The organism is Nocardioides pini, from assembly GCF_026712185.1.
Lineage (GTDB): Bacteria > Actinomycetota > Actinomycetes > Propionibacteriales > Nocardioidaceae > Nocardioides > Nocardioides pini.
Genome location: NZ_JAPPUX010000003.1, coordinates 395973 through 418058, shown reverse-complemented (window position 1 = coordinate 418058; position 22086 = coordinate 395973). Strand labels below are relative to the sequence as shown.

General features: G+C 70.7%; 21 protein-coding genes and 1 tRNA gene. 11 read left to right on the top strand and 11 right to left on the bottom strand.

All coding sequences use genetic code 11. The features are described 5' to 3' along the window. Window positions 1–18 precede the first annotated feature (18 nt). Both pth and NYO98_RS11760 read right to left on the bottom strand, forming a co-directional pair. A complete protein-coding gene (gene pth / locus NYO98_RS11765) occupies window positions 19–621 on the bottom strand; it encodes an aminoacyl-tRNA hydrolase (RefSeq protein WP_268111902.1) in 603 nt (200 codons plus the stop codon). A gap of 132 nt (window positions 622–753) precedes the next feature. Beyond that, window positions 754–1440, bottom strand: a complete 687-nt coding sequence (locus tag NYO98_RS11760; protein WP_268111901.1) for a 50S ribosomal protein L25/general stress protein Ctc — start codon at window positions 1438–1440, stop codon at window positions 754–756. A gap of 265 nt (window positions 1441–1705) precedes the next feature. Here NYO98_RS11760 and pepN point away from each other — a divergent pair, with 265 nt between their 5' ends. Continuing rightward, window positions 1706–4126, top strand: a complete 2421-nt coding sequence (pepN, locus tag NYO98_RS11755) for an aminopeptidase N (RefSeq protein ID WP_268112217.1) — start codon at window positions 1706–1708, stop codon at window positions 4124–4126. A 134-nt stretch (window positions 4127–4260) separates the two neighbouring features. On the opposite strand, the gene NYO98_RS11750 is transcribed toward pepN, so the two are convergent. The 3 genes from NYO98_RS11750 to NYO98_RS11740 all read right to left on the bottom strand — a co-directional run bounded on the left by NYO98_RS11750 (window position 4261) and on the right by NYO98_RS11740 (window position 7487). Then, on the bottom strand, window positions 4261–5232 hold the full coding sequence (locus NYO98_RS11750; protein ID WP_268111899.1) for a ribose-phosphate diphosphokinase: 972 nt from the start codon (window positions 5230–5232) through the stop codon (window positions 4261–4263). Between the two features lie 111 nt (window positions 5233–5343). Next, on the bottom strand, window positions 5344–6780 hold the full coding sequence (glmU, locus tag NYO98_RS11745; RefSeq protein ID WP_268111897.1) for a bifunctional UDP-N-acetylglucosamine diphosphorylase/glucosamine-1-phosphate N-acetyltransferase GlmU: 1437 nt from the start codon (window positions 6778–6780) through the stop codon (window positions 5344–5346). A 32-nt stretch (window positions 6781–6812) separates the two neighbouring features. After that, the gene (locus NYO98_RS11740; protein ID WP_268111895.1) at window positions 6813–7487 is read right to left on the bottom strand and encodes a hypothetical protein; all 675 of its coding nucleotides are present in this window, start codon (window positions 7485–7487) and stop codon (window positions 6813–6815) included. A 115-nt stretch (window positions 7488–7602) separates the two neighbouring features. On the opposite strand from NYO98_RS11740, the gene NYO98_RS11735 reads away from it, so the two are divergent. Genes NYO98_RS11735 through NYO98_RS11720 form a run of 4 tightly spaced genes read left to right on the top strand, consistent with a single transcriptional unit; the run spans window position 7603 to window position 12012 of the window. Next, window positions 7603–8538, top strand: a complete 936-nt coding sequence (locus tag NYO98_RS11735; protein WP_268111894.1) for a hypothetical protein — start codon at window positions 7603–7605, stop codon at window positions 8536–8538. Between the two features lie 57 nt (window positions 8539–8595). Beyond that, window positions 8596–9849: an O-antigen ligase family protein gene (locus NYO98_RS11730; RefSeq protein WP_268111892.1), complete on the top strand. Its 1254-nt coding sequence runs from the start codon at window positions 8596–8598 to the stop codon at window positions 9847–9849. Window positions 9850–9892: 43 nt separating this feature from the next. Beyond that, window positions 9893–10786, top strand: coding sequence for a glycosyltransferase family 2 protein (locus NYO98_RS11725; RefSeq protein WP_268111890.1), 894 nt, complete (start codon window positions 9893–9895; stop codon window positions 10784–10786). A 26-nt stretch (window positions 10787–10812) separates the two neighbouring features. Further along, complete coding sequence (locus NYO98_RS11720) at window positions 10813–12012, top strand: glycosyltransferase family 4 protein (RefSeq protein ID WP_268111888.1); 1200 nt, start codon at window positions 10813–10815, stop codon at window positions 12010–12012. A 50-nt stretch (window positions 12013–12062) separates the two neighbouring features. Here the strand turns inward: NYO98_RS11720 and NYO98_RS11715 are convergent, their stop codons facing one another. The 3 genes from NYO98_RS11715 to NYO98_RS11705 all read right to left on the bottom strand — a co-directional run bounded on the left by NYO98_RS11715 (window position 12063) and on the right by NYO98_RS11705 (window position 14751). Next, a complete protein-coding gene (locus tag NYO98_RS11715; protein WP_268111887.1) occupies window positions 12063–12977 on the bottom strand; it encodes a hypothetical protein in 915 nt (304 codons plus the stop codon). A gap of 143 nt (window positions 12978–13120) precedes the next feature. After that, window positions 13121–14440 (bottom strand): glycosyltransferase, encoded by a 1320-nt coding sequence (locus NYO98_RS11710; RefSeq protein WP_268111885.1) that lies wholly within the window; start codon window positions 14438–14440, stop codon window positions 13121–13123. Between the two features lie 29 nt (window positions 14441–14469). After that, a complete protein-coding gene (locus tag NYO98_RS11705; RefSeq protein WP_268111883.1) occupies window positions 14470–14751 on the bottom strand; it encodes a hypothetical protein in 282 nt (93 codons plus the stop codon). Window positions 14752–14959: 208 nt separating this feature from the next. On the opposite strand from NYO98_RS11705, the gene NYO98_RS11700 reads away from it, so the two are divergent. Both NYO98_RS11700 and NYO98_RS11695 read left to right on the top strand, forming a co-directional pair. Next, the gene (locus tag NYO98_RS11700) at window positions 14960–16399 is read left to right on the top strand and encodes a DUF4389 domain-containing protein (protein ID WP_268111881.1); all 1440 of its coding nucleotides are present in this window, start codon (window positions 14960–14962) and stop codon (window positions 16397–16399) included. Continuing rightward, window positions 16396–17403, top strand: a complete 1008-nt coding sequence (locus NYO98_RS11695; protein ID WP_268111879.1) for a zinc-dependent alcohol dehydrogenase — start codon at window positions 16396–16398, stop codon at window positions 17401–17403. The genes NYO98_RS11700 and NYO98_RS11695 overlap by 4 nt, the downstream gene beginning before the upstream one ends. Window positions 17404–17442: 39 nt before the next feature. On the opposite strand, the gene NYO98_RS11690 is transcribed toward NYO98_RS11695, so the two are convergent. The 3 genes from NYO98_RS11690 to NYO98_RS11680 all read right to left on the bottom strand — a co-directional run bounded on the left by NYO98_RS11690 (window position 17443) and on the right by NYO98_RS11680 (window position 18411). Next, window positions 17443–17907 carry a tryptophan-rich sensory protein gene (locus NYO98_RS11690; protein WP_268111877.1) on the bottom strand — a complete coding sequence of 155 codons (465 nt, stop codon included), beginning with the start codon at window positions 17905–17907 and terminating at the stop codon, window positions 17443–17445. Beyond that, window positions 17904–18281 (bottom strand): hypothetical protein, encoded by a 378-nt coding sequence (locus NYO98_RS11685; RefSeq protein ID WP_268111876.1) that lies wholly within the window; start codon window positions 18279–18281, stop codon window positions 17904–17906. Before NYO98_RS11685 ends, NYO98_RS11690 begins: the two co-directional genes overlap by 4 nt. A gap of 51 nt (window positions 18282–18332) precedes the next feature. After that, a tRNA-Gln gene (locus NYO98_RS11680) sits at window positions 18333–18411 on the bottom strand. Between the two features lie 188 nt (window positions 18412–18599). Between NYO98_RS11680 and NYO98_RS11675 the strand changes: the two genes are divergently transcribed. Genes NYO98_RS11675 through NYO98_RS11660 form a run of 4 tightly spaced genes read left to right on the top strand, consistent with a single transcriptional unit; the run spans window position 18600 to window position 22054 of the window. Beyond that, on the top strand, window positions 18600–19559 hold the full coding sequence (locus NYO98_RS11675) for an ABC transporter ATP-binding protein (RefSeq protein ID WP_268111874.1): 960 nt from the start codon (window positions 18600–18602) through the stop codon (window positions 19557–19559). Then, complete coding sequence (locus NYO98_RS11670) at window positions 19552–20448, top strand: ABC transporter permease (protein ID WP_268111873.1); 897 nt, start codon at window positions 19552–19554, stop codon at window positions 20446–20448. Before NYO98_RS11675 ends, NYO98_RS11670 begins: the two co-directional genes overlap by 8 nt. Continuing rightward, window positions 20445–21356: an ABC transporter ATP-binding protein gene (locus tag NYO98_RS11665; protein WP_268111872.1), complete on the top strand. Its 912-nt coding sequence runs from the start codon at window positions 20445–20447 to the stop codon at window positions 21354–21356. The genes NYO98_RS11670 and NYO98_RS11665 overlap by 4 nt, the downstream gene beginning before the upstream one ends. Further along, entirely contained in the window at window positions 21353–22054 is a 702-nt protein-coding gene (locus NYO98_RS11660; protein ID WP_268111871.1) for an ABC transporter permease, read from the top strand. Before NYO98_RS11665 ends, NYO98_RS11660 begins: the two co-directional genes overlap by 4 nt. Window positions 22055–22086 lie beyond the last annotated feature (32 nt).

Sequence of the window (22086 nt, the reverse complement as noted above, 5' to 3'; positions counted from 1 at the left end):
CGGGCCCGGCCGGGGCGGCTAGGAGTTGAAGCGCTGCTGGGTCTTCTCGAGGCCGTCGGTGATGAGCGACTCGACGGCGTCGGCGGCGTCGGAGACCTGGAACGGCAGCTCCTTGCGCTCGACGGTCGAGTAGTTGGACAGCACGAAGTCGGCGACGTCCTGGCGCCCGGGCGGCCGGCCGATGCCGGCGCGGACGCGGTAGAAGTCGCCGGTGCCCAGCGAGGACCGCATGGACTTCAGCCCGTTGTGGCCGTTGTCGCCGCCTCCGAGCTTGACGCGCAGCGTGCCGAAGGCGATGTCGAGCTCGTCGTGGACGGCGATGATGTGGGCCGGGTCGACCTTGTAGAACGTCGCGAGCGCCTTCACCGGGCCGCCGGACTCGTTCATGTAGCCGCGGCCGCGGGCCAGCACCACGCGCGGCCCGCCGAGCGACAGCCGGCCCTCGACGACGTCGGCGCGACCCGACTTGTGGGACCGGAACGGCGATCCCATGCGGGACGCGAGCTCGTCGGTGACCAGGTAGCCGATGTTGTGCCGGTGCCCGGCGTACGCCGGACCGGGGTTGCCGAGCCCGACGACCAGCCACACGTCGCTCGACCCGCCGGTCTGGTCCGTCGTCACGTCGTCATCCTTCCATCGCCCACCGGGCACTTCGTCGCGCTGAGATGCGCCGACCGGGCACTTCGTCGCGCTGCAGCGCGAGGAAGTGCCCGGTCGGTGTGATCCAGCGCGAGGAAGTGCCCGCTCAGGGGGTCACTCGGAGTCGGTGCCCTCGGCGGCGTCCTCGGCAGCGGCCTCGTCGCCCGCGGGCGCCTCGGTCTCGCCCTCGGGGGCGTCGTGCTCGATGCCGGCCTCGGCCTCGGCCTCCTCCAGCTCGGCCTCGAGGGCCTCGGCGGAGATCTGCTCGGTCACGTTGACGATGAGCAGCTCCTCGTCGGCGAGCAGGGTCGTGCCGGACGGGAGGTCGAGGTCCTTGGCCAGGATCTGGGTGCCGGCTGCGGCGCCCTCGACGGAGACCTCGAAGAACTCGGGGATGTGGGTGGCCTCGGCCTCGACGGAGACGACCGTGTTCTCGTTGACGACGAGGGTCTCGGGAGCGGCGTCGCCCACGACGTGGACCGGGACGTCGACGGTGACCTTCTCGCCACGACGGACGGCGACGAAGTCGAGGTGCTCGATGACGCGGCGGATCGGGTCGATCTGCACGTCCTTGGTCAGCGCGAGCTGCTCGGAGCCGTCGACGTCGAGCGCGAGGAGCGCGTTGGCGCCGCCGTGCTTGAGCGCCATCATCGTCTGGTGGCCGGGCAGGATGACGTGGACCGGGTCGTTGCCGTGGCCGTAGATGACGGCGGGGATCTTGTCCTCGCGACGGATCCGGCGGGCGGCGCCCTTGCCGAACTCGGTGCGGGGCTCGGCGGTGATCTTCTCGGGGGCAGACATCGTGTTCTCCGTAGGTCGGTGCGGGGTTCGGGGGGCCTCGGGCCGGAGACGACGAACGCCGCGCTCCGGATCGGGGGCGCGGCGCAGCGGTGCGGGCCGGCCCAGTCGATCACGGAGTCCTGTTCGTGCAGGCTCCCTCGCCGAGGCAACTTCCCAAGCCTAGACCGGGGTCGGGCGCGAGGTCGAATCACGGCGGGGCCGTCGCGGCACGACAAGTCGCAGGCGCCGGTCACGGACCGCTGTCTAGGGTGTCCCGGTGCCCCTGATGCTCCCCGAGGCGCGCGAGCGCGCCGTCCTGCTGACCGACGTCCACACCGAGCTCCACCTCGACCTGACCTCGACCGAGGACTTCGGCGTCGAGGCGACGATCTCCTTCGGCTGCACCCGGCCCGGGGCGTCGACGTTCCTCGAGCTCAACGGCGGCACCGACGTGACCCTCGACGGCGCGCCGGCGCCGTACGCCGACGGGCGGATCGCGCTGACCGACCTCGCCGAGTCGAACTCGGTCCGGGTCACGGCCCGGATGCCGTACGTCACCGACGGCGACGGCATGACCGTGACGGTCGACCCGGCCGACGGTGAGCGCTACGTCTGCGCGCACACCTCGATGGACATCGCGCAGAAGGTCGTCCCCTGCTTCGACCAGCCCGACATCAAGTCGACGTTCACCCTGACGGTCACCGCGCCGTCGCACTGGACGGTGCTCGGCAACGGCCCGCTCGGGGGGCGCACGTCGGACGAGGGCGACGACGCCGCGGACACCTGGACCTTCGGCACCACCCCGCCGTTCTCGTCGTACCTGTTCACCCTCGTCGGCGGCCCGTGGGTGTCGGTGACCTGGGACGAGCCGTACGCCCCGGCGCCCGGCGGCACGCTGCCGTTCGGCTGGCACGCGCGGGCGTCGCAGGGCCGCGAGCTGCAGCGCGACGCCGAGGAGCTCAAGCGCATCACCAGCGCCTGCTTCCAGCACTACACGACCGTCTTCGAGCCGGACTACCCCTACGCCGACTACCAGCAGGTCTTCGCGCCCGGCCTCAACTGGGGTGCGATGGAGTTCCCCGGGTGCGTGGTCTTCCGCGACCAGGCGCTCACCCAGGGCACGCCCACCGAGCTGGAGCGCGAGTGGCTGGCCTCGACGATCGCCCACGAGATGGCGCACATGTGGTTCGGCGACCTGGTGACCATGAAGTGGTGGGAGGACTCGTGGCTCAACGAGTCGTTCGCCGACTTCATGGGCTACGACGTGGCGGGCGTGGCGGCGGGCTACACCGACGCCTGGACGTCGGCCGCGATCACCCGCAAGCCCGCCGGCTACCGCGCAGACCGGCGCCGCTCGACGCACCCGATCGCCGAGGACACCGAGAAGATCGTCGACGTCGACACCGCCTTCGCGAACTTCGACATGATCACCTACGCCAAGGGCAACGCGGCGCTCGCCCAGCTCGGCCACTGGCTCGGCGAGGAGGACTTCCTCGCCGGGGTCAACAAGCACCTGACCACACACGCGTTCGGCAACGCCGACCTCGCGGCGTTCCTCGACTCCCTCGACTCCGCCACCGACAAGGACGTGCGGGGCTGGGCCGAGGCGTGGCTCCGCGCGACCGGCTTCGACACCCTGCGGGTCACCCGCGGCGACGACGGGGTGCCCGTGCTCACCCGCGAGGGCTCGCGCTCGCACCGCATCACCGTGTCGGCGTACGACGACGCGATGCGGCTCGTGGACTCCCGCGACGTGCTCCTCGGCGACGAGCCGCTGCGCCTCGACGACCTCGCCGGCAGGGTCGTGGTGCCCAACTCCGGCGACGAGACCTTCGCGGTGGTCCGCCCCGACGAGCAGTCGTGGGCCGCGATCACCGGCGGACTGTCGTCGGTCGAGTCCCAGCTCACCCGCGCGATGCTGTGGTGGACCGCGGTCGACCTCTGCGAGTCGCAGGTCGTCCCGGTCGCCGACTTCATCGCCATGGCCGACACCCACCTGCGGCCGGAGACCCACCCGCTGGTCTTCGAGGGCGTCATGCGCGCGCTCCAGTCGATCACCCGGCGCTACGCCGAGCCCGCCGAGGCGGCCGAGCACCTCGCGGTCGTCGCCGACATCGCCCGCGGTGCCGTCGACGGTGGTGACCCGGCCCTCGCCGCCGGCGCGTCGCGCGTGCTCGCCCGGATCAGCGCCGACCGCGACTTCCTCCTCGAGTGGCTCGGCCGCGACGACGTCGACCAGACCGTCCGCTGGGCGGCCGTCCACCGGCTCGCCGAGCTCGGCGACGACTCCTGGATCGCCCGCGAGGAGCAGCGCGACAAGTCGGTCTCCGGCCACCACGCCGCGCTCGCCGCCCGCGCCGCCGTACCCACGCCGGAGGCCAAGGCCGCCGCCTGGGCGCAGCTGATGGGCGGCGAGCTGGGCAGCCACGAGTTCGACGCCGTCGGGTCCGGGTTCTGGGGCTGGGGCCAGGCGGACCTCGTCCGCCCCTACCTCTCGCGCTACGTCACCGACGGCCTCGCCCTGGCCCAGCGCTCCGGCCAGGCGATGGGCGACGTGATCGGCGACGCCTTCCCGGTGCTCCCGCTCCCGCTCGACGCGCGCCGCGAGCTGCGCACCGCGGTCGCGACCGCCCTCGAGGGCGACGTGCCCACCGTCCTCGCCCGCTCGTGGAACGACTCCCTCGACGACCTCGACCGGACGCTGTAGTCCTCACTTCCCGGGCGTCGGAGTCCCCGCTCGGGCGGGGAGTCCGTCACCTGGTGCCCGGTACAACCCCCTACACGAGTCGGAGTCCCCGCTCAGGCGGGGACTTCGACAGGGGCTTGCTTCGGGCACTACGCCTAGGCGTGGCCGTCGAACATGGAGGTCACCGAGCCGTCCTCGAACACCTCGCGGATCGCCCGGGCGATGAGCGGTGCGATGGAGAGGGTGGTGAGCTTGTCGAACTGCTTCTCCGGCGGCACGGGGAGCGTGTTGGTGACCACGACCTCCACGGCGGAGGAGTTCTTCAGCCGGTCGACGGCGGGGTCGGACAGGATCGGGTGGGTCGCGGCGATGATCACGCCGGCGGCACCGTCGGCGACGCAGGCCTCCGCGGCCTTCACGATCGTGCCGCCGGTGTCGATCATGTCGTCGGTCAGGATGCAGATCTTGCCCTTCACCTCACCGACGACCCGGTTGGCGACGACCTCGTTGGCGACGTCGACGCGGCGGGTCTTGTGGATGAAGGCGAGGGGTACGCCGCCGAGGCGGGCCGACCAGCGCTCGGCGACCTTGATCCGGCCGGCGTCCGGCGAGACGACGGCGAGCTGCTGGTCGCCGTACTTCTGCTTGACGTAGTCCGTGAGGATCGGTAGCGCCATCAGGTGGTCGACGGGACCGTCAAAGAAGCCCTGGATCTGGTCGGCGTGCAGGTCGACGGTGATCAGCCGGTCGGCGCCGGCGGTCTTGAAGAGGTCGGCGACCAGGCGGGCCGAGATCGGCTCGCGTCCACGGTGCTTCTTGTCCTGGCGGGCGTAGCCGTAGAACGGCATGACCACGGTGATCCGCTTGGCCGACGCCCGCTTGAGCGCGTCGACCATGATCAGGTGCTCCATGATCCACTCGTTGATCGGAGCGGTGTGGCTCTGGATCACGAAGGCGTCGCACCCGCGGACCGACTCCTCGTAGCGGACGTAGAGCTCGCCGTTGGCGAAGGCCCGCGCGTCCTGCGGGACCAGGCCCGATCCGAGGAGATCGGCGACCTCGCCGGCGAGGTCGGGGTAGGCCCTTCCGCTGAAGACCATCAGGTTCTTCTCGGTGGTCCGCTTCATTCCGGTCACGCGACGCGACTCCTCGCTGTCCTGGTCAGCCTCGGGGGAAGGCTCGTTCGGAGGTGCTGGACAGAAGTCTGACCCACATCCCGGCCACCACCAACCCCGGGGTCACTCCCCGGGCGTCCCCTGCTGTTCACGCGCCGTTCGCGCGGCCTCGGCCTGCGCCGTGCCGGCCCGCCTGGACTCCGACCAGCCCTCGAGGTTGCGCTGCGGAGCACTGCTGACCGCCAGCGCCCCGGCCGGCACGTCGCGGCGTACGACGGTGCCGCCCGCGGTCCCCGCGCCGTCGCCGATCTCCACCGGGGCGACGAAGGTGTTGTTGGAGCCGGTCTTGGCGTGGCGGCCCACGACCGTGCGGTGCTTGGCCACCCCGTCGTAGTTGGCGAAGATCGTGCCGGCCCCGATGTTGGTGCCCTCGCCGATCTCGGCGTCACCGACGTAGGAGAGGTGCGGGACCTTGGCGCCGTCGCCGATGGTCGAGTTCTTGGTCTCGACGAACGTGCCGATCTTGCCCTTCACGCCGAGGTGGGTGCCGGGCCGGAGGTAGGCGAAGGGCCCGACCGACGCCTCGTCGCCGATCACGGCGAGCTCGCCGTGCGTGCGTACGACGCGCGCGCCGACGCCGACCTCGCAGTCCTTGAGCGTCGTGTCGGGCCCGACCACCGCGTCCTCGCGCACGACGGTCGCGCCGAGCAGCTGCGTGCCGGGCAGGATCGTCACGTCGGGCTCGAGGACCACGTCGGCCTCGATCCACGTGGTCGCCGGGTCCATGACCGTCACGCCGTCCTTCATCCAGCGGGTGACGACGCGGCGGTTGAGCTCGCGGCCGAGCTCGGCGAGCTGGGCCCGGTCGTTGGCGCCCGCGGTCTGCGCGACGTCGTCGATGAGGTGGGCGCCGACGGTCAGGCCGTCCTCGCGCGCCAGGCCGACGGCGTCGGTGAGGTAGTACTCGCCCTTGGCGTTGTCGTTGGTGATGCGGGCCAGCGCGGAGACGAGGAACTCCGCGTCGAAGGCCAGGATCCCGGAGCTGATCTCGTCGATCTCGCGCTGCTCGGGCGTGGCGTCCTTCTCCTCGACGATCGCCTCGACGTCGCCCTCGTGGTTGCGCACGATCCGGCCGTAGCCGAAGGGGTCGGCCAGCCGCCCGCTGAGGATGCTCACCGCCCGCTGCGCGGCGTGGTGCTCCTCGGCGAACGCGCGCAGCGACTCCCCCTCCAGCAGCGGCGTGTCGCCGGCCGCGACGATGACGGTGCCGGTCGTCGTGCCGGACGCCTCCATCGCGACGCGTACGGCGTGCCCGGTGCCCTCCTGCGTCTCCTGGACCGCGAGCACCGCGGACGGCATCAGCTCGGTGATGTGCGGCCCCACCTGCTCGCGCTGGTGGCCGACGACCGCGACCACGCGGGTCGGCTCGACGGCCTGCACGGCGTGGAGCACGTGGCCGATCATGGAGCGCCCGCCGACCGGGTGCAGCACCTTCATGGTCTTCGACTTCATGCGGGTGCCGCCGCCGGCGGCGAGGACGATGACGGTGAGGTTGTCCATGGGCGCAGTCTGTCACCGCGCCATCGGGCTGCTCAGGGGGACGCCGGGTCGGCGGGCACGGAGCCCACCGTTCGCTTCCGTCGAGCTTGCCGTTTGTCACGTGCCAGCGCGGCGCACAAGGTCAGTATTCCTCCGAGCACCGCGGTCATCCCCAGCGCACGCGGCCGATTGCCTCCGACGCCATAGACGACCGGTTGACCGGGTGACGCCCTGAGGGAGATCCTGGTCTCCGGGGGCACGCTCTCCGCAACTTGCACGGCCCTCAAGCTGTTCGACACACGATGACGTACCTCGGCGACGGTTTCGAGCACGAACTCCCGGGAGGGCCCGACAGCTTCGATCGCCAGAACCTGGCTGTCGAAGCTGTACGACCACTGACCGCCGGTGTCCGGAAGGCTGATCGACCACCCCTCGCGGACGCCGACACCGACAAGATTCACCTCCGGGGACGCGTACTTCGGCACCCGATCAGGACCCAGCACGCGCTTGGCGACGGCCCCCGCGGTGATGATCACAGACTCGGACGAGGACCGGAGCGCATTCGGGTAGTACTCGTTTTGGGGCGGAAGGAAGACGACCTCCGCACGCGTCCAGAACACCGACCTGTCCTGAATGGCCAGGAGGCCCGCAACAGCAGTGAGCACGATGCCGATGCAGACCACGATGCGTTGTCGCCATGCCGCGACCAGCAGGTCGGTTACTGTCATCGAACGAACGTCCTCAAACGTCGGAACGCGGTTGAAGTCGGTTGATAGGCTTATGCCTCGGCCGAGCGTACCAAGCGGAGCCTATCGACGGCCGACTCACGGGGACGTGCACACCATGGACAAGCCAGCGCTGATTGGCGTCGCGCGCCGCCGCTGGTACGTCCTCCTAGCCGGCCTGATGGTCTCGCTCGGGCTGGCGTATGCCGGCACCTTGGCCAGCCCTCCCCACTACGCTGCGAGGGCCCTCGTGCTGCTTCTCCCGTCACAGTCGACCGTCGGCCCGAACGGCAACCCCTTCCTCGACCTCAGCGGCCTGGACCTGCCCGCACGAGTCGTCGTCTCGTCATTGACGAGCACATCCACCAGAGAAGCAGTCGGCAAGGAATTCCCGGACATCGACTACGCCGTGTCCATCGAGGAGTCGACGCGAGGCCCGGTCATCGCCTTGGACGTCACTGGGCCGACGGATGGCGCGACACTCGAGGCCCTGCCGTACCTCATGCAGGAGTCGCGAGCAACACTCGAGCGACTCCAGGCTGAGGTCGAAGCTCCGGCCAACGCAACGATCAGGTCCATGGTGCTGGCGCAGGATCGTTCAGCCACCGAACAACGTGGCGGCACCGTACGCCTCGCCATCGCGGGCTTGATAGCGGGTCTTGTCGCGACGCTGTTCGCTGCGAGCGCGATCGATGGACGTAGCCAACAGCGTCGAGCAACGCGACGCGAGCACGAGGACGCAAACGAGGACTCAGTCTCGCGGCAACCTGACCCGGCCGAAGGCGCGCCCCAGCACGCACGGGACGCGCCTGACGACGCCGGGGGACCCGCTCCCGACCCCACGGGGGAAGAGGCGTCGCCCGTCCCAAAGCATGGAGACGTCTCCCCGACTGATCCGCCACCGCCCTCAGGCGCGCCTGGGCGACGCGATCTGGCGATGATCCGCACGAGCGACTCTGCAGAGGCTCGCCCGGAGCACGGAGCACGAGCCCACGACACCGGGAACATCAGCCGTCGTCCGCGAAAGGGAAAGAACCGTGGCCGCGGACGTTAACGCTGCGCGTCTCTGTCCAGCTGCATGAGACCCGTCCCCTGGCTCACCACGTACCTGGTGCTCCTGCTCGCTGTCCCTTCCACGCAGATCGTCGGGCCGCTGGGCAGCGCTGGTTCTCTCGCGATGGTCTTCGGCCTCGGAAGCTTCCTGCTGTGGACGATCTCCCGGGCGGCCGCCGAACGGTCCACGCCGTCGAGCTATCAACCCATTCGACGAGCAGTGCTCGTGTTCTTCCTCTGCGTGGGCGCGACGTACGCCTGGGCGATGAGCCACCCCATAAGTCCAGATGAGGTGAGCCCGGCGGATGTCGCCGTCTTGGCGCTCATTTCCTGGGCAGGCACGTTCCTCATCGCCCACGACGCCCTCGACACGCGCGAGGAGCTCGACAGGCTCTTGAAGCGCCTCGCGCTCGCTGGTGGAGCGCTCGCTGTCCTCGGGCTGCTCCAGGCCTTCACACGAGAGGTGTGGGTGGACCGTGTTGCGATACCCGGCCTCACGCTGACGCAGGCCGCAGGGAATTTCGACCGCGGTGGATTCCCACGCCCGTCCGGTACCGCCGTGCATCCGATCGAGTTCGGCGTCGTCATCGCCATGTTGTTCCCCGTCGCCCTTCACGTGGCGTTCTTCTCTACAGCACGTATGGCCACGCGGTGGTTCCCGCTCGTCGCCATGGGTGTTCTCGTGCCGTTGACCTCGTCACGGTCTGCGTACATCGGGGTAACGGTGGGGACGCTCATCTGCATGATCGGCTGGGAACCGCGCCGCCGGTGGTGGGTGGCGGGTGCCGCCGGGCTTGGCGTGGTCGCCATGCTGGTCGTGACACCGAACCTGCTGAACTCGATCGTCAAGCTGTTCTCGGGTGCGTCCGAGGACTCCAGCGTGTCGTCCCGCACCGGCAGCTTCGACCTGGCCTCGCAATTCATCGACCGGTCGCCCGTGCTGGGCCGCGGTCTCGGAACCTTCCTACCGAAGTATCGCGTCTTCGACAACCAGTACTTGCTGCTGCTCGTCACGATCGGACTGCTGGGCAGCGTGGCCTTCCTCGGCGTCGGCGTGGTGGCAGTCCGCGCATTGCTCCGCACGAGGAGGCGGACGAATGATCCCGCCATCAGAGACCTCTCCCTTGCGCTGACTGCCAGTGTCGTCGTCGGCTTCATCAGTCTCGCGCTGTTCGACGCCTTCGCCTTCCCGCAGACTATGGGCGTGCTCTTCCTGTTGCTCGGACTGGCTGGGACTGTTCGTCGACTAGGGCAGGGAAACGAGACGCAGCCGCATGTCGGGGGAGCGTCCGTCAGAGCTGTTGATCCGTAAGGACAACACGGGCTCGGCAGATGGATATAGTGCCGCTGTGTCCGTGGGCGTCGCAGTCGTGGTCGTCACCTACAACAGCGAAGAACACGTGGCGCAGCTGCTCGACAGCATCCCGGCGGCGATGGGTGCGACGCCGTACTCGGTCGTGGTTGTCGACAACGGCTCGCGTGACGGCACGCGTTCCCTCGTCTCACAACGGACGGACTGCGTCCTCGTCGAGTCCACGAATCGCGGCTATGCGGCTGGCGTCAATCTCGGCATTGCCCGATCCGCGGACGCGTCTGCCTACCTGATACTCAATCCGGACGCCACGTTGGACGCGGGTTCGGTCCCGGCCATGCTCGACGTCCTGCGCGGGCACGGAGCCGGGATCGTGGCACCGCGAGTCAGAGAAGCAGACGGGCGACTCTCCCCCACGCTGCGTCGAGCACCAACTCTCGGTCGCGTCGGCGGCCTCAGCTTCACCGGCTTGCCGGTCTTCACCGAACGTATCGAGGATTCCTCGGCCTACGACACCGTGCACGTCGTGGACTGGGCGGTGGGAGCGATCCTCCTCATCGACGCGCGCTGCTACCGAACCGTGGGTGGCCTTGACGAAACCTACTTCCTCTACTCCGAGGAGACGGACTTCAGTCTGCGCGCCAGGGACCTGGGCTGGACGACCGTCTACACCCCTGATGCCGGCGGAATGCACGTGGGCGGAGGGTCCGGCGAGAGCGCGATGACGCACACGATGAAGATCATCAACAGGGTCCGGATCTACCACCGGCGCGCAGGAACCCCTCTGGCGTGGGTGTACTTCTCCGCGACTGTGGCCAACGAGCTCAGACGAGCACTCACGGGCCACAGGCGCTCCTGGCCCACACTCCACGCACTCCTGCGGCCCGGCCGCCGCCCCGAGGTGCTCGGCGCTTCACACCACCTGCTACCCAGATGACAGGACGTGAACGACTGATGCGAGAGGTGTTGCTGATCGCGCCCGTCTGCGACGGCCAGGACGTCGGCGAGTCCTGGCTTGCCCACCAGTGGGCGGACCTGCTGTCGAAGCATGCCCGCGTCACCCTCCTGACGAGTCACAAGCGCGATCACATCCCGCCGTCTGAACAGTTGTCGGGAGTACGGGTCGTCGAGTGGCCGGAACCACGAGGCGTGGGCCGCTTCGAACGCTTCAACAGCCTGCTGCAACCCGGATACCCGCTCTTCTACGTTCGAGCTCGGAGGTGGATCAAAGCCGAGCTCGCCAAGGGCACGCACTTCGACATCGCTCATCAGGTCGTTCCGGTCGCGATGCGTTACCCCAGTCCCGCCTCGGGGGTAGGGGTGCCGATGGTCATCGGACCAGTGGGCGGAGGCCTGGACTCACCGCCCGCGTTCACCCTCGAAGAGGGCGCGACGCCGTGGTACCAACGACTTCGCTCACTGGATCAATGGCGGTTCAAGCGCGACCCACTCCTGCGAAGGACCTACGAACAAGCAGACTGCGTCGTAGGAATCGCACCCTACGTGAACCAGCTGCTTGCAGACCTTCACCTGCAGCGGCTCGAGACGATGAGCGAGACGGCAGTGCGGCGACTGCCCCCCCTGGTGGACCGATCGGGGCGTACGGGCGCGACGAGGCTGTTGTGGGTCGGACGGGTCATCCGGACCAAAGGGCTTCGAGACGTGATCCGGAGCTTGAGCCTTCTGCGAGACCTGGATGTGAGGCTGGACGTCATCGGCGACGGCAACGATCGTGCGGCCTGCGAAGCGCTCGTCCGCGAGCTCGCGCTCGACGGAGTCGTCGTCTTCCATGGATCCTTGCCGCGGAGGGAGGTCGACGCGTTCTACGATGCCGCCGACATCTTCGTGTTCCCGAGCTACCGCGAGCCCGGCGGGAATGTTGCTCTCGAAGCAATGGCTTCAGGTCTGCCGGTGATCGTGTGCGAGCGAGGCGGCCCCGGCGCCAACGTCAACGAGGATTGCGCGATCACACTTGCTGCGAACAACCCTGACCAGCTCGCCCGTGACTGCGCCGCAGCGCTGCGACTGTTGAGCACGGACCGCCAACTACGGCTCCGCATGGGGGCGGCTGGGAGGCAGCTGGTGGAGGACACGCATCTCTGGGATCACCGGGTGAAGAAGATGCTCGACCTCTACGACGACCTGCTCGGCGACAGCGTCTGATCGCCGCGAGGTCCCCAACTGGACGAACAGTGGGCCGGCACGGCGGGGACTCACACCTCCCACGGCCGCACCTTCTTATGGCTGTGACGCCAATGGTTGCCGGTCCACAGATTCCCCGGGGCATCGGAATCGAAGTCCATTGTCGCCGCCCAGATTCCGCAGTTTCCCGTCGGGCCACGCTCGAAGACGTTGTCGAGGAACCGGATGTTGTTGACGCCCGCCGAGTAGGGCTTGCCTCTGGTCGAGCCTCCGTAGGCGCACGTTCCGCCAGTCGACCAGAGGAAGAGGTTGTTCTGGATCAGGTTGTCCTCCACCACGGCGAAGTCGCCGTAGCCCGTGAGTCCGGCGGAACAACCCGCGTCTGGGGGCACGGGAGGGGCGTCGCACGTGATGGTGTTGTGGATCAGCGTGGCCTGTGACCCCATGCGAATGCCCGACTCGTGCTCACGACCAGCCTCATCCTTCAGCTGTCCGTGGACATAGCTGTTGACGATCTTGCAGGCGAACCAGCACATCATCGATCTGGTTCCCCCGACGACCTCGATGCGCCGCGCGGTGAAGTTCCTTGACCCGACGCCGGACCACACCTGCTCGCCCGCGTCGACGTTCGAGCGACGAATGGTGAAGGAGTAGCCCGGGGTGTCCGGGTCGTTCCACACCGTGCCATTGATCTTCGAGTTGATGATTCGCACCCCGGACGCCTGGATGCTCAGATTGCAGTTGACGAGCTTGCCAACGATCCTGGTGTTGTCACGCGTGACGGTGCAGGGCCCCTTGAACGGCTTCAATTTCACTCCTCGCGGGACACCCGTGTTCGCGGCGGAGGGCCACGGCAGGCGCTGCGTCTCACGAGCCGACCCGGATGTGACACTCCTTGCCTGGTCGGCCACGGCGAACACGCGGTCACCTGCGACCGGTTCGGCGCTGGTCGAAGCAGGTGCCACACTCGCTCCGGCGGCAATCATCGTCGCGATCCACAGAGATGCGAGTGATCGACGGGCAGCTGGTCCCATACGAATCCACCTTCCGGCCGTGGCGCCTGAACGCGTTCCTCGGGCACGGCAGCACGACGTCCACATTAGCCCTGCTCGAACTCGGCCGGGAGTGCTCAGCCCTCGCCCACGAGCTGCGCGAAGAGCTCGGCGTACTGGATGAGGTGCCGGTCGGCGAGGTAGTGGTCGCGCACCCGCAGGTGCGCGGCGCGTCCCATCTCCCGGCGCCGGTCGGCGTCCTCCAGCAGGGGTGCTAGCGCCGCCACCAGCGCGGCGCCGTCGCGCGGGTCGTCGAGGAGGACGCCGCTCACGCCGTCCTCGACCTGGTCGCGGATCCCGCCCACCGCCGAGGCCACCACCGGCCTGCCCTTCCACATCGGCTCGGTCACGGTGAGGCCGAAACCCTCGGCGAGGCTCTTCTGGACCACCACTGTCGACCAGCGCTGCAGCGCGTTGACGACCCGCGCGTTGTCGTCGAGGTCGTCCATCGGCACCGACACGAGGTGGCTGCGGTCGCGGGCCCGCGGGGGCAGCGCATGCCACAGGTCGCGGCAGTCCGCCAGCACCTCGGCGGCGCCGGGGTCGTCGGCGACGCCGTCGGTCTGGGGGCCCGCCAGCACGAGGTGGACGTCGTCCGGGAGGAGCCGGACGTGCTCGCCGAAGGCAGCCAGCACCCCGCCCATGTCCTTGAGGCGGTCCCACCGGCTGACCTGCAGCACGACCCGGCCGTCCGTGGGCAGCGGTGCCCCCTCGACGACCAGGCCGTCGCGGCGGACGAGCGCCTCGACCTCGTCGGCGCGGAGGTCCGCGTTCTTGGGGCTGAACGGGTCCAGCGAGGGCGGGATGACGCGCAGCCACCGGCGGTCGACCCAGTCGGGGGCGAACGCCTCCCGCGAGAAGACGCAGGCCTGCGCCGGCTCGACCAGCTCCCGCAGGAAGCCCCACGCCTCGCGGGTCCACTCGTTGTGGTCGTCCTGTCCGACGTGGCAGCGCCACACGACGACGGCGCCCCGGTCCCGCAGGTGGCAGGCGAGCCCGGCGACCTGCGGGTCGTGGAGCAGGACCACGTCGCCGGGCCGCACACGGTCGACCACCTCGTCGCGCTGGCGCGCCAGCGTGGCGTCGTACGTCGCCCGCGCCCCGGCGTCGAGCCTGCCGTCGTCCCCGCGTACCCCGTGCAGGCGGTTGTGGATCCGCTTGGTGACGGCGAAGAACTCCGGGTCACCGTCGACCACCAGCCAGCGGGTGTCGACCCCCGCGCCCGCCGCGTAGGCGACGAGGGTGTGCAGCATCTCCGCGACGCCGCCGCCGCGCGCGGTCGAGTTGACGTTCCAGACGGTGCGTCGGTCGAGCAGCCCTCGCGCCGCGTCCACGGTCGCCCGGAGCCGCTCGACCCGCTCGGCCGTCAACAGCGGCTCCAGCCGGTGCAGGGGCACCGGCCGGACGCTGACCTCAGCGACGCCGCTCACAGCGCGTGGCGTGGGCGGGGCAGCTCGATGGCACAGCCCACCCGAATGGGGACACCGGGGGCGGTGCGCCGGGCCACGCCCAGCGCCTCGTCCATGCAGCGGATCAGCCGCGCGCGGGCGGCGTGGTCGCACTCGGGCACGGCGCCCTCGACGAGCTCGAGCACCCGGTCGGACGCCAAGGCGCGGCGCGCCGCCTCCTCGACGAGGTCGTCGAGCTCGGGGACGTCCTCGACCACCACGCGTACGGCGTGGGGCTGGCGGGCGGGCGCACTGGTCATCACGAGGGGGCCTCCTGGGTCCGGGGGTTCGAGTCTCACTCCCCCGTGTGCGGCCCAACAGGGTCCTTGGTCCCGGGCATACCCGGCGAACACGTGCCGTTCGGCCCTCCCCGCCCCCGGCCGCCGGCGAGACGATCGAAGGGAGGAAGCGGCCCCGTGGCCGCGTCACGCACCGGCCGCGGGGCCGCCGGAGGAGGAAGGACTCGTCATGACCACCTCGACCGCGCCCGGTCCCTACCCCGTCCACGTCGACGCCGACCTCGACCCCGACCTCAGCCGGGGCCTGTGGCTCGTGAAGTGGGTGCTCGCCGTCCCCCACTACGTGGTGCTCGCCTTCCTGTGGGTGGCCTTCGCCGTGCTGAGCGTGGTCGCGTTCTTCGCGATCCTGTTCACCGGCCGCTACCCCCGTGCGATCTTCGACTTCAACGTCGGCGTGATGCGCTGGAGCTGGCGCGTGTCCTACTACGCGTGCGGCGCGCTCGGGACCGACCGCTACCCGCCCTTCACGCTTGCGGAGGTGCCCGACTACCCCGCCCACCTCTCCGTCGACCGGCCCGACCGGCTCTCGCGCGGACTGGTGCTGGTCAAGTGGTGGCTGCTGGCCATCCCCCACTACCTGATCGTCGGGCTCTTCGTCGGCGGGGTGGCGTACGGCGTGGGCAGCGCGGACGACGAGTCCTGGGCGAGCATCGGGCTGATCGGCGTGCTGGTCCTGGTCGCCGCGGTCGTGCTGCTCTTCACCGGCCGCTACCCGCAGCAGGTCTTCGACCTGGTCCTGGGGCTCAACCGGTGGGTGCTGCGCGTCGCCGGCTACGTCTCGCTGATGACCGACCAGTACCCGCCGTTCCGGCTCGACATGGGCGGGCACGAGCCCCACGCCGCCGTGCTCCCGCCGGTGGCCCCGAGCTCCGGCACCACCTCGGCACCGCCGCCACCTCCCGCCCCGCCCCCGCCGTACGAGCCGGGCGGCCGCGGCGGCTGGACGGCCGGCCGCGTCGTGACCGCGGTGATCGGATCGCTGCTCGTGCTCGTCGGCCTGGGCTTCGCGGGAGCAGGGGGCACCCTGGCGTTCGTCGGCGCGACCCAGCGTGACGACGGGTTCTTGATGACGCCCTCGACGACGCTCGACAGCGAGACCTTCGCCATCACGTCGGAGGACGCAGAGATCGACACCGAGGGGGCACCCTCCTGGGTGCCGGGGATGTGGCTCGGCGAGGTCCGGGTCCACGCCCGGGCCGAGGGCAGCGCGCCGCTCTTCGTCGGCGTCGCCGCGACGTCGGACGTCGAGGGCTACCTCGGCGACGTCTCGCGCGACACCCTGACCGACTACCGCGCCGGCGACGCCGTCCTGGAGACCACCGACGGCGGGGCGCCCGCCACGGCGCCCACCGACCAGACGTTCTGGGTGACGCGGGCGACCGGCACCGACGCCACCCTCACCTGGGACCTCGAGGACGGCGACTGGACCGTCGTGCTGATGCGGGAGGACGGCACCGCCGGCGTCGCGGCCGACGTCTCCACGGGCGCCGAGCTCCCCGTCATCAACGCCGTGGTCGCAGTCCTCCTCGTCCTCGCCGGCCTGACCCTGCTCGCCGGCGCCCTGCTCATCGCCGTACCCGTCCGCAACGCATCGAGGAGAGAACGATGAAGGCAGCAGTGGTCCCCGCGCTCGGAGCGCCCCTGGAGATCCGCGACGTACCGGTCCCCGAGCCCGGCCCCGGCCAGGTGCTCGTCAGGATCGAGACCTGCGGTTTGTGCCACACCGACATCCACGCCGCGCGCGGCGAGTGGCCGGTCAAGCCCAAGGACCAGCTCATCCCGGGCCACGAGGGTGTCGGGACCGTCGAGGCGCTCGGCGAGGGCGACCTCCCCGTCACGCTCGGGCAGCGCGTCGCGCTCCCGTGGCTCGGGCACGCCTGCGGCCACTGCCGCTCCTGCGTCGCCGGCTGGGAGACCTACTGCACCAGCCCGGCCTACATGGGCTACACGATGGACGGCAGCTACGCCGAGTACGCCGTGGCGTACGCCAGCCACGTCGTGCCCGTGCCCGACGCGGTGACCTCCCGCGACGCCTCGCCCCTGACCTGCGCGGGCGTGACGACGTACAAGGGGCTCAAGGTCGCGGCGCCGCAGCCGGGCGAGACCGCGATGGTCGTCGGCATCGGGGGCCTCGGCCACCTGGGCCTGCAGTACGCCCGCGTCTTCGGCTCGCGCACGGTCGCGGTCGACGTGCACGACGAGAAGCTGCAGCTGGCCAAGGACCTCGGCGCCGACCAGGTGGTCGACGCCCGCGGGGACCAGCAGGCCGAGCTCGAGGCGCTCGGCGGCGTCGACGTCGCCCTCGTGACGGTGCCCTCGCCGGCCGCGATGCGCGCCGCGCACGCGGCCCTCAACCCCAACGGACGCCTGGTGCTCGTCGGGCTCCCGGCCGACAACCGGCTCGAGCTCCCGGTCTTCGAGACCGTCCTCAAGGGCATCTCGGTGATCGGCTCCCTCGTCGGCACCCGCAACGACCTGGCCGACTGCTTCGACCTCCACGCCCGCGGCCTCACCCGCGTCGTCACCGAGGGCCGCCGCCTCGAGGACGTCAACGCCTGCTTCGACGAGGTGCTCGCCGGCGAGGTGCCCGCACGCCTCGTGTTCGAGATGTAGGAGCAGCCGCCCCGGCCGCAGGGTGGAGCCGGTGGACCCTCAGCCGTGGCGGGCGTAGGAGACCGACAGCGCGGTCGCGACCGTGAGCCACCCCGCGTAGGGCACGAGGGCGAGGCCGCCCCAGGCCTCGACCCCCGCCACGACTGCGACCAGGAGCCAGGTCAGGACCGTCGCCCCCGCCAGGCACGCAGCCGCCGCCACCAGCGCGTGGGGGACGTAGAACGTCCACGCCCAGCCGAGCGCCAGGGCGACGGACAGGGCCAGCACGCCGGTGGCGGTCCACGCCTCTGCGCGAGGCGCCGTGCGGACGACGGTCAGGCCGACGAGGAGCAGCAGCCCGAAGTTCAGGGGCCACATCACCGCGAACACGACGTCGGGTGGCTGGAAGGACGGGCGGCGGAGCCCGGCGTACCAGCCGGGGTCGTGGCCGTTCCAGGCGTTCGCCAGGGCGGCGAACGCCACGACGAGCGCGCACCAGGCGAGGGTCGGCGCCCACGTCGTCACGCCGGACGGTCCTCGTCCAGGTGGAGGCGCACCGCGGCCTCGAGGGCCCGGACCGACCCCTCCATGGCGTCGAGCTCGCGCGCGCCGACGACCTGGTGCCACGCGCCCGCGTCGCGCGCCAGCACCACCGGCGCACCCGTCGCCGCGACCGCCGCTCGCAGGCCGTCGTCGAGCTCGTTCAGGTGCAGCAGCCGCACCGGGACCGGCAGCGTGGCCACCATCTCGTCCCACTCGCGCTTGCGCCGCACGGTCGCGTGGGTGATGTCGCACAACCCGCAGTGCCGGGTGCCGCGCACCTTGCCCCAGACGTACGCCGCCTCGCCGAGCAGGCCGCCGTCCGCGTCGTAGACGCCGACGACCTCGGAGACGGGCATGCCTCGACGGTAGCCGGGCCGCCCACGGGCGGTGACCGACGACGGACCGGGCTCCCCGGGTAGGAGTCGAACCTACGTCGCTAGTCCTGATTCAAAGTCAGGCGGGCCCTACCGGCAGACCAACCGGGGAATGTGCGCCCAAGCCTAGGGCCCGCCTCGGTCTCAGAGGGGACGGGCCCGAGCGTCATACCGACCCGCACCCATGCGTACGCCTTCGCATGACGCAGCCGGCCGGAGCGTCGATCTTCACGACACCTCCACACGGATCCGGGCCATCCCTGATGCCCGGGGGCGGCCACCCCCGCTAGCGTGGCGGTCGTGACGGGGGAACTGATGGGGCAGCCGCCGGTCATCTCGACCGCCGGCCTCACCAAGCACTACGGGACGGTCCACGCGCTGACCGACCTCACGGTCGACGTCGGCGAGGGCGTGACGGGCCTGGTCGGCGCGAACGGCGCCGGCAAGTCGACGCTGATCAAGATCCTGCTCGGCCTGCTCGAGCCCACGGGCGGGCACGCCCGCGTGCTCGGCCACGACATCGAGCACGAGAGCCAGGAGATCCGGCGGCTCGTCGGCTACATGCCCGAGCACGACTGCCTGCCGCCCGACGTCAGCGCCAGCGACTTCGTCGTCCACATGGCGCGGATGTCGGGCCTCGGGGCGTCGGCGGCCCGCGAGCGTGCCGCCGACGTGCTGCGCCACGTCGGGCTCGACGAGGAGCGCTACCGGCCGATGGGGGGCTACTCCACCGGCATGAAGCAGCGCGCCAAGCTCGCCCAGGCGCTCGCCCACGACCCGCGGCTGGTCTTCCTCGACGAGCCGACCAACGGCCTCGACCCGGCCGCCCGCACCGACATGCTCCGCCTGGTCGAGCGGATCGGCAGCGACTTCGGCATCGCCGTCCTCGTCACCTCCCACCTGCTCGGCGAGCTCGAGCAGGTCAGCGACCACGTCATCGTCCTCGACGGCGGCCACCTGCTGCGCAGCAGCGCCACCGGCGACTTCCTCCAGCAGACCGGCCGCCTGCTGGTCGAGGTGGTCGGCACCGAGTCCGAGCGGGACCGTCTCGGCGAGGCGCTGGCCCAGCGCGGGCTCACCTGCCGGCCCCGCGGCGCGATGGTCGCGATCGACCCGCCGCCACCCGAGCTCGCCGAGGGCGGGGCGGTCCACGACCTCATCCGCGACGTCGCCGCCGACCTCGGCCTGGGCCTGATGCGGCTCCAGCCCGACCGGCGCCACCTCGAGGACGTCTTCCTCGAAGGAGGCACCCGTGTCTGAGCTCTCCCCCCACGCCGGTCGCCCCGGCGTCATCCACGACCTCGGCTACCGCCACTTCGACGGCGTCCGCGAGGGCACCCCGGCGATCGCCCGCACGCTCTTCACCACCGGCCTGCGCCACGCGTACGGCCTGGGCCGGTCGGGCAAGTCCAAGGTGATGCCGTTCGTGCTGCTCGCGATGTCGCTGCTGCCGGCCACGATCGTCGTCGGCGTCGTGGTGCTCACCGGTCTCGGCGAGCTGCCGCTGTCCTACGCCGACTACACCAACCGGACGCAGCTGCTCGTCAGCCTCTTCGCAGCCTCGCAGGCACCGGTGCTGTTCTCGCGCGACCTGCGCCACCGCTCGATCGTGCTCTACCTCGCCCGGCCGCTCCCCGCGCCGGTCCTCGCGCTCGTCCGCTGGTCGTCGCTCACCGTCGCGGTCTTCCTCTTCACCGCGATCCCGACCGTCGTGCTGTTCGCGGGCGCGATGCTGTCGGGGCTCGACAAGAGCGACCAGACGACGGCGGCCCTCAAGGCGGTGGCGCTGCAGGTGCTGCTCGCGATGCTGGTCGCCGGCGTCAGCGGGCTGATCTCGTCGGTGTCCCTGCGCCGCGGCTTCGCGGTCGTCGGCTCGGTGATGGCGCTCATCGTCCTGACCGGCATCGTCACGGTGCTGCAGAACATCGCCTACTACGAGGGCGACAGCGAGTCGGTCTCGATCGGTGTCGGGCTGCTGTCGCCGTGGTCGCTGGTCAACGGGCTGGCCAACGCCTGGGACGCCGGCGTCGACACCCCGGTGCCGGTCGACGGCGCCTGGGTGCCGGCGTACGCCATCGTGGCGGTGCTGCTCGTCGCCGCCTGCCTGCTGGGCCTGGTCGCCCGCTTCCGGAAGGTGGGGTCGCGATGAGCACCCTCGTCCTCGACTCCGCGTCGCGCTGGTTCGGCAACGTGGTCGCCGTCAACGACGTGTCGCTGACCATCGGCCCCGGCGTGACGGGCCTGCTCGGCCCCAACGGCGCGGGCAAGACCACGCTGATGGCGATGATGTCGGGCTTCCTCGCCCCGTCCGCCGGGCACGTGACGCTCGACGGCCGGCCCGTCTGGCGCAACACCGAGACCTACCGGCAGATCGGCCTGGTCCCCGAGCGCGAGCTGAGCTTCGGCTACCTCACCGGGCGCCAGTTCGTCCGCGCCAACGCCGACCTGCACCGCCTGCCCGACGCCGCAGCCGCCACGGAGCGCATCCTCGGCGTGGTCGACATGGTCGAGCCGGCGGGCCGGCGCCTCGACACCTACTCCAAGGGCATGCGGCAGCGCATCAAGATCGCGGCGGCGCTGGTCCACGACCCGGCCGTCCTGCTGCTCGACGAGCCGTTCAACGGTGTCGACCCGCGCCAGCGGATGCACCTGATGGACCTCCTGCACCGCCTCGGCGACGAGGGCCGCACGGTGCTCTTCAGCTCCCACATCCTCGAGGAGGTCGAGCGGCTCGCCCGGCACATCGAGGTCGTGGTCTCCGGCCGGCACGCCGCCTCCGGCGACTTCGGCGCGATCCGCCGGCTGATGACCGACCGGCCGGTGCAGTACGCCGTCCAGTCGAGCGACAACCGCACCCTCGCCTCGGTGCTGATGGCGCAGGAGTCGGTGCGCGCCGTCAGCCTGCGCGGCGAGCACCTCGACGTCCAGGTCGGCGACCTCGGCAGCTTCGCGGTGGACCTCCCCGGGCTGGCCCGGCAGCACGACGTGACCCTGTTCGAGCTCTCCCCCAGCGACGAGTCGCTGGAGAGCGTCTTCGCCTACCTGGTGGCCCGATGATCAACACGACGATCGCCAAGCTCGCCCTGCAGGCGCTGCTCGGCCGACGCCGCTTCTTCCTCCTGCTCGCCTTCCCGGTGCTGCTCATCGGGCTGGTCGCGCTCGTCACCGCGCTCGTCGACGGCGACGCCGCCTACGAGGTCCTGCCCGGCCTCGGCTACCCGCTCGTGCTCCCGCTGGTGGCGATCCTCGCGGCGTCCTCGGTGCTCGGCCCCGAGGTCGACGACGGCTCGATCGTCTACCTGCTCTCCAAGCCGGTGAACCGCTACGGCATCGCGATCAGCAAGTGGCTGGTGGCGCTCGGCGCCACCCTGGTCGCCGGCGCGCTGCCGATCCTCGTCGCCGCCCTCATCACCGGTGACAGCACCCGGGCGACCGCGCTGTTCGTCGGCGCCGTCGTCGCCGGGACGGCGTACTCCGCGCTCTTCCTCGCGATCTCCGCAGTCACCCGGCACGCCGTCATCGCGTCGCTGATGTTCGTGCTGGTCTGGGAGAGCCTGCTCGGCAACCTCTTCACCGGCATCGCCTGGTTGAGCATCAGCCAGTGGGGCCTGCGCATCGGGCACGAGGTCTCCAGCGCGCTGCCCGACCCGGCCAACCTGGGCTACGCGATCGTCGCCAGCCTCGTGGTGACGGTCGTCGGGGCGTGGTTCGCCGGCGACCGGCTGCGCTCGTTCTCCCTCACCGGCGACGAGTAGCGGCGCGCCACGCGCACGCGTCGAGGGCCGCG

Excerpts from the sequence above, each read along its gene's own strand:
- NYO98_RS11750 (WP_268111899.1), bottom strand. The coding sequence starts at position 5,232 with ATGAAGCGGACCACCGAGAAGAACCTGATGGTCTTCAGCGGAAGGGCC.
- NYO98_RS11685 (WP_268111876.1), bottom strand. The coding sequence starts at position 18,281 with ATGCCCGTCTCCGAGGTCGTCGGCGTCTACGACGCGGACGGCGGCCTG.
- NYO98_RS11735 (WP_268111894.1), top strand. The coding sequence starts at position 7,603 with ATGGACAAGCCAGCGCTGATTGGCGTCGCGCGCCGCCGCTGGTACGTC.
- NYO98_RS11760 (WP_268111901.1), bottom strand. The coding sequence starts at position 1,440 with ATGTCTGCCCCCGAGAAGATCACCGCCGAGCCCCGCACCGAGTTCGGC.
- NYO98_RS11665 (WP_268111872.1), top strand. The coding sequence starts at position 20,445 with ATGAGCACCCTCGTCCTCGACTCCGCGTCGCGCTGGTTCGGCAACGTG.
- NYO98_RS11700 (WP_268111881.1), top strand. The coding sequence starts at position 14,960 with ATGACCACCTCGACCGCGCCCGGTCCCTACCCCGTCCACGTCGACGCC.
- pepN (WP_268112217.1), top strand. The coding sequence starts at position 1,706 with ATGCTCCCCGAGGCGCGCGAGCGCGCCGTCCTGCTGACCGACGTCCAC.
- NYO98_RS11705 (WP_268111883.1), bottom strand. The coding sequence starts at position 14,751 with ATGACCAGTGCGCCCGCCCGCCAGCCCCACGCCGTACGCGTGGTGGTC.
- NYO98_RS11660 (WP_268111871.1), top strand. The coding sequence starts at position 21,353 with ATGATCAACACGACGATCGCCAAGCTCGCCCTGCAGGCGCTGCTCGGC.
- glmU (WP_268111897.1), bottom strand. The coding sequence starts at position 6,780 with ATGGACAACCTCACCGTCATCGTCCTCGCCGCCGGCGGCGGCACCCGC.
- NYO98_RS11695 (WP_268111879.1), top strand. The coding sequence starts at position 16,396 with ATGAAGGCAGCAGTGGTCCCCGCGCTCGGAGCGCCCCTGGAGATCCGC.
- NYO98_RS11715 (WP_268111887.1), bottom strand. The coding sequence starts at position 12,977 with ATGATTGCCGCCGGAGCGAGTGTGGCACCTGCTTCGACCAGCGCCGAA.
- NYO98_RS11740 (WP_268111895.1), bottom strand. The coding sequence starts at position 7,487 with ATGACAGTAACCGACCTGCTGGTCGCGGCATGGCGACAACGCATCGTG.